Below are 17349 nucleotides of genomic sequence, written 5' to 3' on the forward strand. Positions count from 1 at the left end.
GAAGGGACAGGGGACGTGCGCGTACTCGTCGTCGAGGACGAGCAGCTGCTCGCGGATGCGGTGGCGACCGGGCTGCGCCGGGAGGCCATGGCCGTCGACGTCGTGTACGACGGTGCCGCAGCGCTGGAGCGCATCGGGGTCAACGACTACGACGTGGTCGTCCTCGACCGCGACCTGCCGCTGGTGCACGGCGACGACGTGTGCCGCAAGGTGGTCGAGCTGGGCATGCCGACCCGGGTGCTGATGCTCACCGCCTCGGGGGACGTGAGCGACCGCGTCGAGGGCCTCGAACTCGGGGCCGACGACTACCTTCCGAAGCCGTTCGCCTTCACCGAGCTCACCGCGCGCGTCCGGGCCCTCGGCCGGCGCACCACGGTCCCGCTGCCGCCCGTGCTGGAGCGCGCCGGGATCAAGCTGGACCCCAACCGCCGCGAGGTCTTCCGCGAGGGCCGCGAGATCCAGCTCGCCCCCAAGGAGTTCGCGGTGCTGGAGGTGCTCATGCGCAGTGAGGGTGCGGTCGTCTCGGCCGAGCAGCTGCTGGAGAAGGCATGGGACGAGAACACCGATCCGTTCACGAACGTCGTCCGGGTGACGGTGATGACGCTCCGCCGCAAGCTGGGGGAACCGCCGGTGATCGTCACCGTGCCCGGTTCCGGCTACCGGATCTGACCGCCGTGGCCGCGACACCCGCGCCCCCGGGGGCGCCCCCCAAGCCGACCTGGGACCCCAGGGAACCGGTCCAGCCGTGGCTGCGCCCGACGATCCGGATACGCCTCACCCTGCTGTACGGCGGGATGTTCCTCATCGCGGGCATCCTGCTGCTGTCGATCATCTACCTCTTCACGGCGCAGGCGCTCAACAACATCAGCGAGCTGCCCTTCGAGATCGTCTCCGGCAAGGTCAAGCCGACGACCGACTGGTGCGTGCTGCCCGAGGAGGGCTCGGGAGAGCAGTTCAACCAGGCGGTGTCCGGGTGCCTGGCCCACCAGCGCGAGCTCGCGCTGGACGACCTGCTGCGCCGCTCGCTCTTCGCCCTGCTGGGCCTGAGCATCATCGCCTTCGCCTTCGGCTACGCCATGGCCGGCCGGGTGCTGTCCCCGCTGGGCCGCATCACCCGCACGGCCCGTCGGGTGGCCGGATCGGACCTGTCCCGCCGGATCGAGCTGGACGGACCGGACGACGAGCTCAAGGAGCTGGCGGACACCTTCGACGAGATGCTCGACCGCCTGGAGCGGGCCTTCACGGCCCAGCAGCGGTTCGTGGCCAACGCCTCGCACGAGCTGCGCACCCCGCTGGCGATCAACCGGACGCTGCTGGAGGTGCAGCTCTCGGACCCCGGCGCGCCCGTGGAGCTGCGGCAGCTCGGCAAGACCCTGCTGGCCACCAACGAGCGCAGTGAGCAGCTCGTGGAGGGCCTGCTGCTGCTCGCCCGCAGCGACAACCAGATCGTGGAGCGGAAGCCGGTGGACCTGGCGGAGGTGGCCTCCCGGGCCATCGACCAGGTGCGCTCGGAGGCCGAGGCGCTCGGGGTGGCCATCCGCGGCGAGCGGGCCCCGGCGGTGGTGCAGGGCAACGGCGTGCTGCTGGAGCGGATCGCCCTGAACCTGGTCCAGAACGCGGTGCGCTACAACGTGCCCCGGGACGAGGAGGCCGAGGCCGGGGGCGGCTGGGTCGAGGTCTCGACGGAGGCGGCCGAGGGACAGGCCGTCCTGGTCGTCTCGAACACCGGACCGGTGGTTCCCGCGTACGAGGTCGACAACCTCTTCGAGCCGTTCAGAAGGCTGCGCCAGCAGCGCACGGGGAGCGACAAGGGGGTCGGTCTCGGTCTCTCCATCGCACGCTCCGTCGCGCGCGCCCACGGGGGACGTATCATCGCGGAGCCCCGCGAGGGCGGCGGCCTTGTGATGCGCGTCACCCTGCCGATCTGAGACCCGACCGGTGTTCGCTTTAAGCGGAATTTTCCGGACGGGCCGGACTGGTGCGGCTGTGGGATCGCTCACATGTCCCCCTCCCTCGATATCCACTCTCCGTGACCCTCGGTGCCCCGGTAAAGTCGGAAAAAGTCCGAGTTTCCGGGGTTCCCTCTCACGGGAAGTACACGGGGTGGTGCCGCTGAAGTGCACCGATCGGACCGTGTACGGTCCCCATCGCCACCCGTCCCGATCACTCTCGGGCGATCCGGCTGGGTGTCGATTGAGTAACAGACCTTGATGTGAGGCAAAATCTCCGCCTCAGGTCGGGCACAAGTCCGGCCTCTCGCGCGTTACGTGCGCTGGAGACACCGCAGACACCCAAAGGGGGAGAGCGATATGGCAACGGATTACGACACCCCACGCAAGACCGACGACGACGTCGATTCCGACAGCCTGGAAGAGCTGAAGGCCCGCCGGAACGACAAGTCCACGTCCACGGTCGACGTCGACGAGTTCGACGCGGCCGAGGGCATGGAGCTGCCCGGCGCCGACCTGTCCAACGAGGAGCTGGCCGTCCGGGTCCTGCCCAAGCAGGCGGACGAGTTCACCTGCATGAGCTGCTTCCTGGTGCACCACCGCAGCCAGCTGGCGCGCGAGAAGAACGGCCAGCCCATCTGCCGCGACTGCGACTGAGGGCGATCGCCGGTGGCAGGCGAGAAACCGTCCCCGAAGCGGCGCTTCCGGCGTCAGAAGCCGCCGGAGGCGCTCCAGGGTGCGCCGGGCCCGGTGCGGGATCCCGCGCCGTCCACGGGGCAGCGGGACACCCTCCTGCCGGACGGCGTCGACGACGCGGCGGAGCGGGGCCCGGCGGCCTCGCTCGAAGCGGTGGACCGTGCGGGGCCCCCGACCAGGGCCCGGCGTCTCACCGCCGTGCGCGAGGGAGTCGTCCGGGGCGGCACCGGCGCGAAGGCGGGGCTGGCACGGACGGGACGGGGTGCGCGCGAGCGCATCGTGCGCACCGGCGAGGGCGCCAAGGCGGCCCTGGCCCACCTCGCCGACCGCCTGATCGAGATCGCGCCCCGGGTACCGGTGCGCGACCTTGCGACCCTGCGCCGCCAGTTCCCCGGCCTCGGCCCCGAGCAGCTCGCCGACAAGCTGGTGGCCGGCGCGTCCCTGGCCACCTCCACGGTCGGCGCCGGTGTCGGTGCCGCCGCGATGATGCCCGTGCCTCCCGCCATGCCCACCGAGCTGGCCGCGGAGGTCGCCGGCGTGGGCATGATCGAGCTCAAGCTCATCGCCGAGCTCCACGAGGTCTACGGGCAGCGGCCGCCCGGTTCGCTGAAGGAGCGCAGCGCCGCCTACCTCGGCTCCTGGTCCACGGAGCGGGGCATCGACGTGACCCGGCCGTCGACGTACAGCGCCGCGATGAACTCCCCCTACAAGCGCCGGCTGCGCCAGCAGATCATGAGGCGCATGGTGCGCAACCTCCCGAACCTGATCCCGTTCATGGTCGGGGCGGCCGTGGGCGCCGTGATGAACCGGCGCGACACCCGCAAACTGGCCGACCGCATCCGCACCGACCTGCGCACCCGGCAGGTCCCCTGGGAGGACCTGGCGGACCTTCCCGCCCTGGAGCGGCCCGCCGACGCCCTTCCCGAGCACGTGCTCAAGGGGGAGCTGCCGCCCGGCGCCGCCGGCCGGTCCCCCTGAGGCCGCCGCCACGCCCCGGCTGCCCGCCGCCCGCACGCGCCCCTGCGCACGGGGCGCTCAGGACGAGGCGAGCGTCCGCAGCGCCTCGGAGAGCTGCTCGGGGTGGCGTGTGGAGAGGTACAGGTACGGCGTCGGGTCCTGCGGGTCCGTGACCTCGATGCGCACCGCCGTCGGCACATAGCTGCGCAGCAGCATGAAGGCGCGCGGGTCCGCCTTGTGCGAGCGCCAGGCCCGGGCCTCCTCGGGATCCAGCACCCGCACCTCGCCCAGGGCCGACACGGGAATCCGGGCGTCGCCCGCCACCAGGGAGCCGGACACCACCCGGATGCGCGCCGAGCCGTAGGAGCTGACCACGGCACCGGCCGCCGCCCCCGCGAGGATCACCCCGCCCAGCAGGGGCAGCACGCCCAGCGGCAGGGCGACCAGGCCGCCGGAGACGCCGAACAGGGCGGCGACCACCCACCAGGAGCGGGGTGCGGTCAGACGTTCCGAGAACTGCGGGGCGGAGGGCTGCATGGATCCAGCTTGGCACGGGGCGACCCACGGGTATCCGCGCGGGTAAGGTCTGCGGCTGTGAGTAACGACAACCGCCAGGAGGCCGCCGCCCGCCCGCCGTCCGGCTCGGCGTCCCTGAACCCGCCCCCCGACGCGACGGCTCCGGTCCGGCACCCCGACGCGCCCGCTCCCGGTGAGCCGCTCGGCTCCCACTACGAGCACTGCTTCGGCTGCGGGGGCCTCCAGCCCCACGGGCTGCACCTGGAGGCGCGGGCCCGCGAGGGCGTGCGCGTCACCGCGGAGTTCACCGTGCGGCCCGCGCACCAGGGGGCCCCCGGCCTCGCCCACGGCGGCGTGCTCGCCACCGCCCTCGACGAGACGCTCGGCTCGCTGAACTGGCTGCTGCGGGTCATCGCGGTGACCGGCCGGCTGGAGACCGACTTCGTCCGCCCCGTGCCGGTGGACTCCGTGCTCCATCTCGACGCCGAGGTGAACGCCGTGGCCGGGCGCAAGATCTACTGCTCGGCCGTCGGCCGGATCGGATCCCCCGAGGGCCCCATGGCCGTCCGCGCCTCGGCGCTGTTCATCGAGGTCAAGGTGGACCACTTCATCGACAACGGCCGGTCCGAGGAGATCCAGGCGGTCATGGCCGACCCCGACCAGGTGCGCCGTACCCGAGCCTTCGAGGTGAACCCCTGATGCGTGAACCCGTCGACGTACTGATCCGCCGCGTCAGGGCGGACGTCCCCCTGCCGTCCGCGGCGCACCCCGGCGACGCGGGCGTCGATCTGGTGACCTGCGAGGCCGCCGAACTGGCCCCCGGCGAGCGGATCGTCCTGCCCACCGGCATCGCCGTCGCCCTGCCCGACGGGTACGCCGCCTTCGTGCACCCCCGCTCCGGACTCGCCGCCCGGTGCGGAGTGGCTCTGGTGAATGCCCCGGGGACCGTTGATGCCGGGTACCGTGGAGAGATCAAGGTGATTCTGGTCAACCTCGACCCGCGCGAGACGGTGCGGTTCGGGAGGTTCGACCGGATCGCCCAGCTAGTCGTCCAGCAGGTCGAGAAGGTGCGCTTCCACGAGGTGGCGGAGCTTCCCGGCTCGGCACGGGCCGAGGGGGGCTTCGGGTCCACCGGCGGTCATGCCGCTGTGGGCGGCGCTACGGGTGGGAATCGATACGCTTCGGTCGTATCCGACCGGGAAGGACAGTGACGTGTTCGGACGTCGCAAGAAGAGTGGTTCCGCCGAGGACGCGGCGGACGCAGCGGGCGAGGTCGAGCAGGTCGACGAGCCCGGTGCGGACACCGGCGAGACCCGCCGGGTGAACCTCCCGCCGGCACCGCGGCCCGACGGCCCGTGGGACGTCTCCGAGGTGTCCAAGCCCGGTGAGGGGCGTGTCGACCTCGGCGGCATCTTCGTGCCCGGTGTCGAGGGCATGGAGCTGAGGGTCGAGGTCGCGGGCGACGCGATCGTCGCGGCCACGGTGGTCCTGCGGGACAGCGCCGTACAGCTCCAGGCGTTCGCGGCGCCGAAGAAGGAGGGCATCTGGGGCGAGGTCCGCGAGGAGATCGCCTCCGGCATCACCCAGCAGGGCGGCGTCATCGACGAGGTCGAGGGCCCCCTGGGCTGGGAGCTGCGGGCCCAGGTGCCCGTGCAGCTGCCCAACGGCACCGGCGGGGTGCAGCTCGTGCGCTTCATCGGCGTGGACGGCCCCCGCTGGTTCCTGCGCGGTGTGATCTCCGGCCAGGGCGCCGTGCAGCCGCAGGCCGCGGGACTCCTGGAGCAGATCTTCCGGGACACCGTGGTCGTGCGCGGCGAGGGCCCCATGGCCCCCCGCGACCCGATCGTCCTCAAGCTGCCCGACGACGCCCAGATGGTGCCCGAGGGCGTCCAGCAGGAGGACCAGGAGGGCTCCCGCTTCTCCGGCGGCATGGGCCAGCTCCAGCGCGGCCCCGAGATCACCGAGGTCCGCTGACCGACCGCGGCGGCGGGTGGGGCCGCGCCCGGCAGGGCGCGACCCCGTCCGCGGCCGTCCGCCCGCGGTGTCGCACGCCCCTTCTCCCGCCGGTCGCGCGCCCCGGGTCCGCTCTCGCCGCCTGCCCGCCCCCGCCCGCGTCGGGATCCCGTCATCGCCGGGCCCCTTCCGCCCCCGCCGCACCGTCCGGTCTCCTCCGCCGACGTAGGGTCGACGGTGCGCGGCCCGCCCGCCCGGCACGGCCGCGCACCCGCGCGACACAGAAGACGATGAGGCCATGGGACGCGGCAGACTGCGGATCTACCTGGGTGCGGCACCCGGCGTCGGCAAGACCTACGCCATGCTCTGCGAGGCGCACCGGCGCCTGGAGCGGGGCACCGACTGCGTGATCGGCCACGTGGAGCACCACGGCAGGCCGCGCACGGTGGCGCTGCTCGACGGTCTGGAGCAGGTGCCGCGCCGGGGGCTCACCCACCGGGGGTCGGCCTTCGAGGAGATGGACGTCGACGCCGTGATCGAGCGGCGGCCCGCCGTGGTCCTGGTCGACGAGATGGCCCACGCCAACGTCCCCGGCTCCCGCAACGCCAAGCGCTGGCAGGACGTCGAGGACCTGCTGGCCGCCGGGATCGACGTGATAACCACGATCAACATCCAGCACCTGGAGTCGCTGGGGGACGTGGTGCACTCCATCACCGGCGTCCGGCAGGGCGAGACCGTGCCCGACGAGGTGGTCCGCCGGGCCGAGCAGATCGAGCTCGTCGACATGGCCCCCCAGGCGCTGCGCCGCCGCATGGCCCACGGCAACATCTACCGGCCGGACCGGATCGACGCCGCCCTGTCCAACTACTTCCGCCCCGGCAATCTGACGGCCCTGCGCGAGCTGGCCCTGCTGTGGCTGGCCGACCGGGTCGACGAGTACCTCCAGCAGTACCGGGGCGAGCACAACATCCGCTCCACCTGGCAGGCGCGCGAACGCGTGGTCGTCGGCCTCACCGGCGGGCCCGAGGGGCGCACCCTGATCCGCCGCTCGGCGCGGATGGCCGCCAAGGGCGCGGGCGGGGAGATCCTCGCGGTCTACATCTCCCGCAGCGACGGCCTCACCTCCGCCTCGCCCAAGGAGCTCACCGTCCAGCGGACCCTGGTGGAGGACCTCGGCGGCACCTTCCACCACGTGATCGGCGACGACGTGCCCTCGGCGCTGCTGGAGTTCGCCCGCGGGGTCAACGCCACCCAGATCGTGCTCGGGTCCAGCCGCCGCAAGTCCTGGCAGTACCTGTTCGGCCCCGGCGTGGGCGCGAGCGTCGCCCGCGACTCCGGGCCCGACCTCGACGTGCACATCGTCACCCACGACGAGGCGGGCAAGGGCCGCGGTCTGCCCGGTGCCCGCGGGGCCCGGCTGGGGCGCCCGCGCACGGTGGCCGCCTGGCTGGCCGGCGTCCTCGGCCCGGCCGTGCTGACCGTGCTGCTGCGGCACCTGGAGGACGGCCCCGGGCTCGCCAACGACGTACTGCTCTTCCTGTTCCTGACCGTCCTCGCCGCCCTGCTCGGCGGGCTGCTCCCGGCCCTCGTCTCGGCGGCCGTCGGCTCCCTGCTGCTGAACTACTTCTTCACCCCGCCGACCCACACCCTCGACATCGCGGAGCCGCAGAACCTGGTCGCTCTGATGATCTTCGTGGCGGTGGCCGTGGCGGTCGCCTCGGTGGTGGACGCCGCGGCCCGCCGCACCCAGCAGGCCGCCCGGCTGCGGGCCGAGTCGGAGGTCCTCTCCTTCCTCGCCGGGAGCGTCCTCAGGGTGAGCCTGCCCGCACCGCAGAACGGCGGTGCCACCGTGCTGGACGCCCTCCTGGAGCGGGTGCGGGAGACCTTCGCCATGGAGTCCGTGGCCCTGCTGGAGCGGGCCGGCGACCTGGAGCCGTGGACCTGCACCGCGAGCACCGGCCCGGCACCCGCCTCCCGGCCGGACGACGCCGATGTGGATATGCCCGTCGGCGACCACATGGCCCTCGCGCTCTCCGGCCGCGTGCTGCCCGCCGAGGACCGCCGGGTGCTCTCGGCCTTCGCCGCGCACGCGGCCGTCGTCCTCGACCGGCAGCGCCTGGCCGGGGAGGCGGAGACGGCGCGGGCCCTGGCGGAGGGCAACCGGATCCGCACCGCGCTGCTCGCCGCCGTCAGCCACGACCTGCGCACCCCGCTGGCCGGGATCAAGGCCGCGGTGACCTCGCTGCGCTCGGACGACGTCGCCTGGTCCCCCGAGGACGAGGCCGAACTCCTCGCCGGGATCGAGGCGGGCGCGGACCGCCTGGACCACCTGGTGGGCAACCTCCTGGACATGTCCCGCCTCCAGACCGGCACGGTCACCCCGCTGATCCGCCGGACCGCGCTGGACGAGGTCATCCCGCTCGCCCTCGCGGGCGTGCCGCCGGAGAGCGTCGAACTCGACGTCCCCGAGTCGCTGCCGATGGTCGCGGTGGACCGGGGCCTGCTGGAGCGGGCGGTCGCCAACATCGTCGAGAACGCGGTCAAGTACGGCCCTCCCGGCCTGCCCGTCGCCGTCGCCGCGAGCGCCCTGGGCGCCCGGGTGGAGCTGCGGGTGGTCGACCGGGGCCAGGGCGTGCCGGACGAGGAGAAGGAGCGGATCTTCGAACCGTTCCAGCGCTACGGCGACACCCCCCGCGGCGCGGGGGTCGGCCTGGGCCTGGCCGTGTCCCGCGGGTTCGTGGAGGCCATGGGCGGCACCCTCACCGCGGAGGACACCCCGGGAGGCGGCATGACCATGGTGCTCACCCTGGCCGCCGAGCCCGGGCACGTCGGCGGCGCCGAACGCCTGGCGGAGGCCACCACATGAGCGGGCCGCCGCCGTCCGCCGCGGCGGGCCGGTGTGCCGCGACGCGAGCCCGTCCCGTCCGCGCGTCGCCCGCGCCCCACCGCCCGGCCGGACCGGGGCCTGCCGCCCCCACCCTGCTCACCCACCTTCCCCATCCGCACACCAGAAAGGCGGACCGGTCATGACCCGGGTGCTCGTGGTCGACGACGAGCCGCAGATCGTACGCCCCCTCGTGATCAACCTGAAGGCGCGCAAGTACGAGGTGGACTCGGCCCACGACGGCGCCACCGCCCTCGAACTTGCCGCCGCCCGCCATCCCGACGTCGTCGTGCTCGACCTCGGGCTGCCTGACATGGACGGCGTCGAGGTCATCCGGGGCCTGCGCGGCTGGACGCGCGTCCCGATCCTCGTGCTGTCGGCGCGCCACTCCTCCGACGAGAAGGTCGCCGCCCTGGACGCGGGCGCCGACGACTACGTCACCAAGCCCTTCGGCATGGACGAGCTGCTCGCCCGGCTGCGCGCCGCCGTCCGCCGCGCCGAGCCCTCCGGCGGCGACGACGGCCTCGTCACCGTGGAGACCGAGTCCTTCACGGTCGACCTGGCCGCCCGCAGGGTGCGCAGGGAAGGCCGGGACGTGCGGCTGACCCCGACCGAGTGGCACCTCCTGGAGGTGCTGGTGCGCAACACCGGCCGCCTGGTCGGGCAGAAGCAGCTCCTCCAGGAGGTCTGGGGCCCCTCCTACGGGACCGAGACCAACTACCTGCGCGTCTACATGGCCCAGCTGCGGCGGAAGCTGGAGGCGGACCCCTCCCACCCGAGGCACTTCGTCACCGAACCGGGCATGGGCTACCGCTTCGAACGCTGATCCGGGACCGCTCCGGCATTGATGCGCCGGGGAGGGGGGCCGGTAGGCTTTCCGTATGAACGCAACACCCCGTTCGGAGCGGGCCGCGCAGGACGGCAGGGGGGCGAAACCCGCCGGCCGCTTCCGCCGCATGCTCGACCGGCTCGCCTCCTCCCAGCAGGACATCGAGTCGGCGGAGCTCCTCCAGGACACGCAGGCCACGGGGTGCACGCCCATCTGCGACTGCGGGGACCGCCAGATCGTCCGGGTCACTGGTACGTTGCGCACGGTGACCCTGCGTCCGCGGGCCGGAGTGCCCGCACTGGAAGCCGAGATGTTCGACGGCACGGCGCCGCTGGACGTCGTCTGGCTCGGCCGCCGCTCCATCGCGGGCATCGAACCGGGCCGCCGCCTCATCGCCTCGGGCCGGATCTCGATGAGCCACGGCCGCCGGGTGCTGTTCAATCCCAAATACGAACTCCGACCACTCGGACAGGAGTAGCCGGTGACGTCCCTCGACAAGCCGACCCCCCCGCCCCCCGACCACCAGCAGCAGGACCCGGCCGGTTCCACGGCCTCCGGGACCGACTCCAAGGCGGTCACGGAGGCGGCGCTGTTCGAGGCGTTCGGCGGCGTGCGCGGCATGGTGGAGACGGTCCTGCCGGGCCTGCTCTTCGTGACGATCTACACCGTCAACAAGGATCTGCACAGCTCGGCGATCGCCGCACTCGCGGTCTCCCTGGTCCTGGTCGCCGTCCGGCTGCTGCGCCGCGACACCGTCAAGCACGCCTTCAGCGGCGTCTTCGGCGTCGCCTTCGGTGTGGTCTTCGCGATGATGACCGGAAACGCCAAGGACTTCTACCTCCCCGGCATGCTCTACACCCTCGGCCTCGCGCTGGCGTACATCGTCACCGCCGTGGCGGGCGTGCCGCTCATCGGGCTGATCCTCGGGCCGGTCTTCAAGGAGAACCTCTCCTGGCGGACCCGCAACCCCGGCCGCAAGCGCGCCTACACCCGCGCCAGCTGGGCCTGGGGCCTGATCCTCCTCGCCAAGTGCGCCATCCTCTTCCCGCTGTACTGGTGGGCCGACACGACCCAGCTCGGCTGGGTGCTGGTGGCACTGAAGATCCCACCGTTCCTGCTCGCCGTATGGCTGACCTGGGTCTTCCTGGCCAAGGCGCCGCCGCCGATCGACGTGTTCGCCGAGATGGAGGCGGAGGAGCGGGCGGAGAAGGAGCGCAAGGCGGCCGCCGCCCGCGACGCCGCCCCCTGAGCCCGGCCGGGTACCCGGCACCCGGGACGCACGGAGGGCGGAACCGCACCGGTTCCGCCCTCCGTGCTCCGTGCACCCGGCCCGGTGCCCCGCCGGGCCCCGTGCGAGCGCCTTCCCCGGCCGGTCCTCAGCCCTCGCGGCGCACCGACAGCAGCTCCTCCAGCTGCTCCTCGCGCGCCTGGGCCGCCACGAACAGCAGCTCGTCCCCGTCCTCCAGGGTCTCCTCGGCGCTGGGCGTGAGGACCCGCGAACCGCGGATGATCGTCACCAGCGAGGTGTCGTCCGGCCAGGCCACGTCCCCGACGCGGGTGCCCGAGACGGCCGACTCCGGCGGCAGCGTCAGCTCCACCAGGTTGGCGTCGCCGTGGCTGAACCGGAGCAGGCGCACCAGGTCGCCGACGCTCACCGCCTCCTCGACCAGCGCCGACATCAGGCGCGGCGTGGACACCGCGACGTCCACACCCCAGGACTCGTTGAAGAGCCACTCGTTCTTGGGGTTGTTGACCCGCGCGACGACCCGGGGCACCGCGTACTCCGTCTTGGCCAGCAGCGAGACCACCAGGTTGACCTTGTCGTCGCCGGTCGCGGCGATGACCACGTTGCAGCGCTGGAGGGCCGCCTCGTCCAGCGAGGTGATCTCGCACGCATCGGCCAGCAGCCACTCGGCCTGCGGCACGCGTTCCACCGAGATGGCGGTCGGGGCCTTGTCGATCAGCAGGACCTCGTGGCCGTTCTCCAGCAGCTCGCCCGCGATGGAACGCCCCACGGCGCCGGCGCCCGCGATTGCGACGCGCATCAGTGACCGCCCTCCTCGGGCCCCTCGGCGAAGGCCTCCTCGACCTTCGCGATGTCGTCCGTCCGCATCATCACGTGCACCAGGTCGCCCTCCTGGAGCACGGTCTGCGAGGTCGGCAGCACCGCCTCGCCCAGCCGGGTGAGGAAGGCCACCCGCACCCCCGTCTCCTCCTGGAGACGGCTGATCTTGTGCCCGATCCAGGCCGGGGACGTGTGCACCTCGGCGAGCTGCACACCGCCGCTCGGGTCCCGCCACAGCGGCTCGGCACCCGACGGCAGCAGGCGCCGCAGCATCTGGTCCGCCGTCCAGCGGACCGTCGCCACGGTCGGGATGCCGAGGCGCTGGTAGACCTCGGCCCGGCGGGGGTCGTAGATCCGCGCGGCCACGTTCTCGATGCCGAACATCTCCCGTGCCACCCGCGCCGCGATGATGTTCGAGTTGTCGCCGCTGCTGACCGCCGCGAAGGCGCCGGCCTCCTCGATCCCCGCCTCGCGCAGGGTGTCCTGGTCGAAGCCGACGCCGGTGACACGGCGGCCGCCGAAGCCCGACCCCAGGCGGCGGAAGGCCGTCGGGTCGCGGTCGACGACCGCGACCGTGTGCCCCTGCTGCTCCAGGGTCTGGGCGAGAGCGGCTCCCACCCGCCCGCACCCCATGATGACGATGTGCACGACCGTCCTTCCGGCTGACTCGGTCCCATGACGTGATCCGTCCGACGTGATCCGTCATGCTGTCAAGGCCCTACAGGGTCTCAGACCACGGACCCAGCTAAGCACGCGCGGTCCTACCGCGGACTGGGCGTGTTGGACAGACGTCATTCCGTCAAAGCGCAACAGGATTCTGTTAAGGCCAGGGTGGTGAGTGGGCCCGGCGGATTTCGAGCGTTTACGATCCTCCCCGTGTCCAAACTGACCGACCTGCCCAAACGGATTCTGATCGGCCGGGCGCTGCGCAGCGACAGGCTGGGGGAGACGCTCCTCCCGAAGCGCATCGCACTCCCCGTCTTCGCCTCCGACCCGCTGTCCTCCGTGGCGTACGCACCGGGCGAAGTCCTGCTGGTCCTGTCCATCGCGGGTGTGTCGGCCTACCACTTCAGCCCCTGGATCGCCGCGGCCGTCGTGGTGCTGATGTTCACCGTCGTCGCCTCGTACCGCCAGAACGTCCGCGCCTACCCCAGCGGCGGCGGCGACTACGAGGTGGCCACCACCAACCTCGGGCCCAGGGCCGGACTCACCGTCGCCAGCGCCCTGCTGGTCGACTACGTGCTCACCGTCGCCGTCTCGATCTCCGCGGGCGTGGAGAACCTCGGCTCGGCCGTCCCCTTCGTCGTCGAGCACAAGACCTTCAGCGCCACCGCGATAATCGTGCTGCTGACGCTGATGAACCTCCGCGGCGTCAAGGAGTCCGGAAAGCTCTTCGCCATCCCGACCTACGTCTTCGTCGGCGGCGTCTTCCTCATGCTCGCCTGGGGCGCGTTCAAGGGCCTCGTCCTCGGCGACACCCTGCACGCCCCCACGGCCGACTACGAGATCAAGCCCGAGCACCCGGGGCTCGCCGGCTTCGCCCTCGTCTTCCTGCTGCTGCGCGCCTTCTCCTCCGGCTGCGCCGCCCTGACCGGTGTCGAGGCCATCAGCAACGGCGTCCCCGCCTTCCGCAAGCCCAAGAGCCGCAACGCCGCCAACACGCTCGCCCTGATGGGCGCCCTCGCCGTCACGATGTTCTGCGGCATCATCGCCCTCGCCATGGCCAGCGACGTCAAGATGGCCGAGTACCCGGCCAAGGACCTCTACCGCGACGGCGTGCCGGTGGGGCCCGACTACGTGCAGCACCCCGTGATCTCCCAGGTCGCGGCGGCCGTCTTCGGCGACGGGACCTTCTTCTTCGTCCTCCTGGCCGCCGCCACCGCCCTGGTGCTGTTCCTCGCCGCCAACACCGCCTACAACGGCTTCCCGCTGCTCGGCTCGATCCTGGCCCAGGACCGCTACCTGCCCCGCCAGCTCCACACCCGCGGAGACCGGCTCGCCTTCTCCAACGGCATCGTGCTCCTCGCGGGCGCCGCCGTCCTGCTGGTGTGGATCTACGGCGCCGACTCCACCCGGCTGATCCAGCTCTACATCGTCGGCGTCTTCGTCTCCTTCACGCTCAGCCAGACCGGCATGGTCCGGCACTGGAACCGCCACCTGGCCGCCGAGCGGAACAAGGCCAAGCGCCGCCACATGATCCGCTCGCGCGCCATCAACGCCTTCGGGGCCTTCTTCACCGGGCTGGTCCTCGTCGTCGTCCTCGTCACCAAGTTCACCCACGGAGCCTGGGTCGCCCTGCTCGGCATGGTGATCTTCTTCGGCACCATGACCGCCATCCGCAGGCACTACGACCGGGTCGCCGACGAGATCTCCGCGCCCGAGGAGCCCGCCGACGACACCGTGCGCCCCTCCCGGGTCCACTCGATCGTGCTGGTCTCCAAGGTCCACCGGCCCACCCTGAGGGCGGTCTCCTACGCCCAGCTGATGCGCTCCGACCGGCTGGAGGCGCTCAGCGTCAACGTCGACCCGGCCGAGACGCGCGCCCTCCAGGCGGAATGGGAGCGCCGGGGCATCAACGTCCCGCTGAAGATCCTCGACTCGCCCTACCGCGAGATCACCCGGCCCGTGATCGAGTACGTCAGGAGCCTGCGCCGCGAGAGCCCCCGCGACGCGGTCAGCGTGATCATCCCGGAGTACGTGGTCGGCCACTGGTACGAGCACCTGCTCCACAACCAGAGCGCCCTGCGCCTGAAGGGGCGGCTGCTGTTCACCCCGGGCGTCATGGTCACCTCCGTGCCCTACCAGCTGGAGTCCTCCGAGGCGGCCAAGCGCCGGGCGCGCAAGCGCCAGGACTGGAGCGCGCCCGGCGCGGTGCGCCGCGGGCCGGTGGACCGGCGGACCAAGGAGCCCAGCGGCAAGGGCTGACGCGGGGCGGCCGGCGGCCCGGGCCGGGCGCCGCGGGAGGCCGGCCGCCCCGGCACCGGCGCCCGCGGGGCGGTCGGGAGCACGCCCGCGCCGACGTACACTGGACGGTCGTTGTCCGGCCGCCCGCCCCCGCCCCCTGGAGTCACCCCGCCATGCAGAACGCACCCGAGACGTCGCTGGTCGGGACCGAGTACGAGGTCGAGGTCGGCCCGGTCGCCCACGGCGGCCACTGCGTCGCCCGCACCGAGGAAGGCCGGGTGCTCTTCGTCCGCCACGCCCTGCCGGGCGAGCGGGTCGTCGCCCGCGTCACCGAGGGCGACGAGGACTCCCGTTTCCTGCGCGCCGACGCCGTGACCGTGCTGGAGGCGAGCAAGGACCGGGTCGAGGCGCCCTGCCCCTACTCCGGCCCGGGCAGGTGCGGCGGCTGCGACTGGCAGCACGCCAAGCCCGGTGCGCAGCGCCGCCTCAAGGGCGAGGTGATCGCCGAGCAGCTGCAGCGGCTCGCCGGGCTCACCCCGGAGCAGGCGGGCTGGGACGGCACCGTGATGCCCGCGCCCGGGGACAAGCTCCCCGCGGGCGAGGTACCGGCCTGGCGCACCCGCGTGCAGTACGCCGTCGACGCCGAGGGGCGCGCCGGGCTGCGCAAGCACCGCTCACACGAGGTCCAGCCGGTCGACCACTGCATGATCGCCGCCCCCGGGGTGACCGAACTCGGCATCGAGAAGCAGGACTGGCCGCAGATGGCGACCGTCGAGGCCATCGCCGCCACCGGCTCCCACGACCGCCAGGTGGTGCTCACCCCGCGTCCGGGCGGGCGCCTTCCGCTGGTGGAGCTCGACAAGCCGGTGTCCGTGCTGCGCGTCGAGGAGCGCGACGGCTCGGTCCACCGGGTCCACGGCCGCGCCTTCGTCCGGGAGCGGGCCGACGACCGCACCTACCGGGTCGGGATGGGCGGCTTCTGGCAGGTCCACCCCGGGGCCGCCGACCTGCTGGTGAAGGCCGTGATGCAGGGGCTGCTGCCGCGCAAGGGGGACATGGCGCTCGACCTCTACTGCGGGGTGGGCCTCTTCGCCGGTGCCCTCGCGGACCGGGTGGGGGACAAGGGCGCGGTGCTGGGCATCGAGTCGGGCAAGCGCGCGGTGGAGGACGCCCGGCACAACCTCCAGGACTTCGACCGGGTCCGCATCGAGCAGGGCAAGGTGGAGTCGGTGCTGCCCCGGACGGGCATCACCGACGTCGACATCGTCGTCCTGGACCCGCCGCGCGCGGGGGCGGGCAAGCAGACGGTGCGCCACCTCGCCTCCCTGGGCGCCCGCCGCATCGCCTACGTCGCCTGCGACCCGGCCGCCCTCGCCCGCGACCTCGCGTACTTCCACGAGTCCGGCTACCGCCCGCGCACGCTGCGGGCGTTCGACCTGTTTCCGATGACGCATCATGTGGAGTGCGTGGCGATTCTGGAGCCGGTGAAGAAGGACGCCTGACCTGGGGTTATCCGAGTTGTGGGCGTTACATGCGCTAGGTGGGACATCTCGATGCATGTTCGACGCACGGAGTGCACTGCCTGATGGTCCGTCATGCGCGGCTTGAGGCTGCTGGACGGGCGATCGCCTGTGCGGAGCCGCCGCGATGAGGTGGTGATGCCGACCGTCGCGCGGTTGGCTGGCCCCGCCTCTTGCTTCTCGGCTGTGACGTTCCGTAATCCTGGGGCGAGTCGTGGGCGGATGTCGCGTCAGAGGCCGTAGGGGCTCCAGTGCCCGAGGAAGGGAGTCAGACCGTCGGCTCGTGGTTCGGGGATGCCGGGTAGCCGGAGCATGCTCAGCGGGTCAAGGCGCTCCACAGTGGCTGCTGCCCAGTCGATCCATGCCTCGGATGGGGCTCGGGCCTGCCTCGGCGGCACGTTTTCGACTCGCGTGCGTACCGCGAGTCGGATGGCGTGGCACCATGCGGCTTCCTGCGCCTCGAAGCGCCTGACGCGGTAGGTCTCGGTGCGCTGGACGCGTGCTTCATCCACGGCGGCTTCCCAGTGGATGCGCTTCTGGTGGGCTGCTTAGATCTCGTCGAGACGTGTGCGTTCGGCGGCTTCGCCGCGAAGGGTGACCTCCTGCGGGATCTCGGCGAGCTGGTCTTCGAGGGATCGTCGGGTGCGTCGGCCCACATGCTCGCCCGGTGTCGTAGGCCGCCGCTGAGGGCGAAGCGCAGGCGTTCGGGCGCGGTGTAGTCGAAGCGGAGGATCCTGATTCAGGAGTTCTTCCTGGCCTCGGCGAGTTCCTGCTCGGTAGCAGCGATGTGTTCGCTCCTGCCCCTGGAGGACGAGGAACGCCACAGTCTGTCCCTGTGCGGTGATGGTGAAGCGGGGAGACGCCGTGCGGCGGCGATGGGACGGAGGTGCGAAGCCGGCCTGTCCTGCCGAACTGGAATGTTCTTTGGCTTTCGGCTGAGGGGATCAGTATCGGGGACTTCCTGAGATTCACGGTGGCGTGCTTGGTGGTGCGGCCTCCTTCGGGGAAGGCCCGGGGAGCCGGGGTGGTCGATGACCACAGAGGCGAGACGCCAGGCGGCGCAGGGAATCGGTCGT

At 72.4% G+C, this 17349-nt stretch carries 17 protein-coding genes; 14 read left to right on the forward strand and 3 right to left on the reverse strand.

Annotation, left to right across the window (positions count from 1 at the left end):
• The first annotated feature begins 15 nt into the window (after positions 1-15).
• From NPS70_RS19775 to NPS70_RS19790, 4 genes are all read left to right on the forward strand, one after another.
• Complete coding sequence (locus NPS70_RS19775) at positions 16-669, forward strand: response regulator transcription factor (RefSeq protein WP_256525659.1); 654 nt, start codon at positions 16-18, stop codon at positions 667-669.
• A gap of 5 nt (positions 670-674) precedes the next feature.
• A complete protein-coding gene (locus NPS70_RS19780; RefSeq protein ID WP_256525660.1) occupies positions 675-1928 on the forward strand; it encodes an ATP-binding protein in 1254 nt (417 codons plus the stop codon).
• A gap of 381 nt (positions 1929-2309) precedes the next feature.
• Positions 2310-2606 (forward strand): DUF4193 domain-containing protein, encoded by a 297-nt coding sequence (locus NPS70_RS19785; RefSeq protein WP_018848140.1) that lies wholly within the window; start codon positions 2310-2312, stop codon positions 2604-2606.
• 12 nt (positions 2607-2618) lie between these two features.
• Positions 2619-3623, forward strand: a complete 1005-nt coding sequence (locus tag NPS70_RS19790; RefSeq protein ID WP_256525661.1) for a hypothetical protein — start codon at positions 2619-2621, stop codon at positions 3621-3623.
• Between the two features lie 57 nt (positions 3624-3680).
• Here the strand turns inward: NPS70_RS19790 and NPS70_RS19795 are convergent, their stop codons facing one another.
• A complete protein-coding gene (locus NPS70_RS19795) occupies positions 3681-4139 on the reverse strand; it encodes a DUF3093 domain-containing protein (protein ID WP_256525663.1) in 459 nt (152 codons plus the stop codon).
• A 57-nt stretch (positions 4140-4196) separates the two neighbouring features.
• On the opposite strand from NPS70_RS19795, the gene NPS70_RS19800 reads away from it, so the two are divergent.
• The 7 genes from NPS70_RS19800 (at position 4197) to NPS70_RS19830 (ending at position 11033) form a co-directional block, all read left to right on the forward strand.
• Positions 4197-4817 (forward strand): PaaI family thioesterase, encoded by a 621-nt coding sequence (locus NPS70_RS19800; protein ID WP_256525664.1) that lies wholly within the window; start codon positions 4197-4199, stop codon positions 4815-4817.
• Entirely contained in the window at positions 4817-5329 is a 513-nt protein-coding gene (gene dut / locus NPS70_RS19805; protein ID WP_256525665.1) for a dUTP diphosphatase, read from the forward strand. Before NPS70_RS19800 ends, dut begins: the two co-directional genes overlap by 1 nt.
• Position 5330: 1 nt before the next feature.
• On the forward strand, positions 5331-6092 hold the full coding sequence (locus NPS70_RS19810) for a DUF3710 domain-containing protein (protein ID WP_256525667.1): 762 nt from the start codon (positions 5331-5333) through the stop codon (positions 6090-6092).
• A 277-nt stretch (positions 6093-6369) separates the two neighbouring features.
• Positions 6370-8937, forward strand: a complete 2568-nt coding sequence (locus NPS70_RS19815; protein ID WP_256525668.1) for a DUF4118 domain-containing protein — start codon at positions 6370-6372, stop codon at positions 8935-8937.
• A gap of 160 nt (positions 8938-9097) precedes the next feature.
• Positions 9098-9781 (forward strand): response regulator, encoded by a 684-nt coding sequence (locus NPS70_RS19820; RefSeq protein WP_256525670.1) that lies wholly within the window; start codon positions 9098-9100, stop codon positions 9779-9781.
• Between the two features lie 55 nt (positions 9782-9836).
• Positions 9837-10262, forward strand: coding sequence for an OB-fold nucleic acid binding domain-containing protein (locus NPS70_RS19825; protein WP_256525671.1), 426 nt, complete (start codon positions 9837-9839; stop codon positions 10260-10262).
• Positions 10263-10265: 3 nt separating this feature from the next.
• Positions 10266-11033, forward strand: coding sequence for a DUF3159 domain-containing protein (locus tag NPS70_RS19830; protein WP_256525672.1), 768 nt, complete (start codon positions 10266-10268; stop codon positions 11031-11033).
• Positions 11034-11160: 127 nt separating this feature from the next.
• Here the strand turns inward: NPS70_RS19830 and NPS70_RS19835 are convergent, their stop codons facing one another.
• Both NPS70_RS19835 and NPS70_RS19840 read right to left on the reverse strand, forming a co-directional pair.
• Complete coding sequence (locus NPS70_RS19835; RefSeq protein ID WP_256525673.1) at positions 11161-11829, reverse strand: TrkA family potassium uptake protein; 669 nt, start codon at positions 11827-11829, stop codon at positions 11161-11163.
• Entirely contained in the window at positions 11829-12497 is a 669-nt protein-coding gene (locus NPS70_RS19840) for a TrkA family potassium uptake protein (RefSeq protein ID WP_256525674.1), read from the reverse strand. The genes NPS70_RS19835 and NPS70_RS19840 overlap by 1 nt, the downstream gene beginning before the upstream one ends.
• Positions 12498-12725: 228 nt before the next feature.
• On the opposite strand from NPS70_RS19840, the gene NPS70_RS19845 reads away from it, so the two are divergent.
• From NPS70_RS19845 to NPS70_RS19855, 3 genes are all read left to right on the forward strand, one after another.
• Entirely contained in the window at positions 12726-14774 is a 2049-nt protein-coding gene (locus NPS70_RS19845) for an APC family permease (protein ID WP_256525675.1), read from the forward strand.
• Positions 14775-14926: 152 nt separating this feature from the next.
• On the forward strand, positions 14927-16255 hold the full coding sequence (locus NPS70_RS19850) for a class I SAM-dependent RNA methyltransferase (protein ID WP_256525676.1): 1329 nt from the start codon (positions 14927-14929) through the stop codon (positions 16253-16255).
• A gap of 542 nt (positions 16256-16797) precedes the next feature.
• Entirely contained in the window at positions 16798-16992 is a 195-nt protein-coding gene (locus NPS70_RS19855) for a hypothetical protein (RefSeq protein WP_256525677.1), read from the forward strand.
• The last annotated feature ends 357 nt before the right edge of the window (positions 16993-17349 follow it).

It is taken from the genome of Streptomyces sp. C10-9-1 (assembly GCF_024497955.1).
Taxonomy (GTDB): domain Bacteria; phylum Actinomycetota; class Actinomycetes; order Streptomycetales; family Streptomycetaceae; genus Streptomyces; species Streptomyces sanyensis.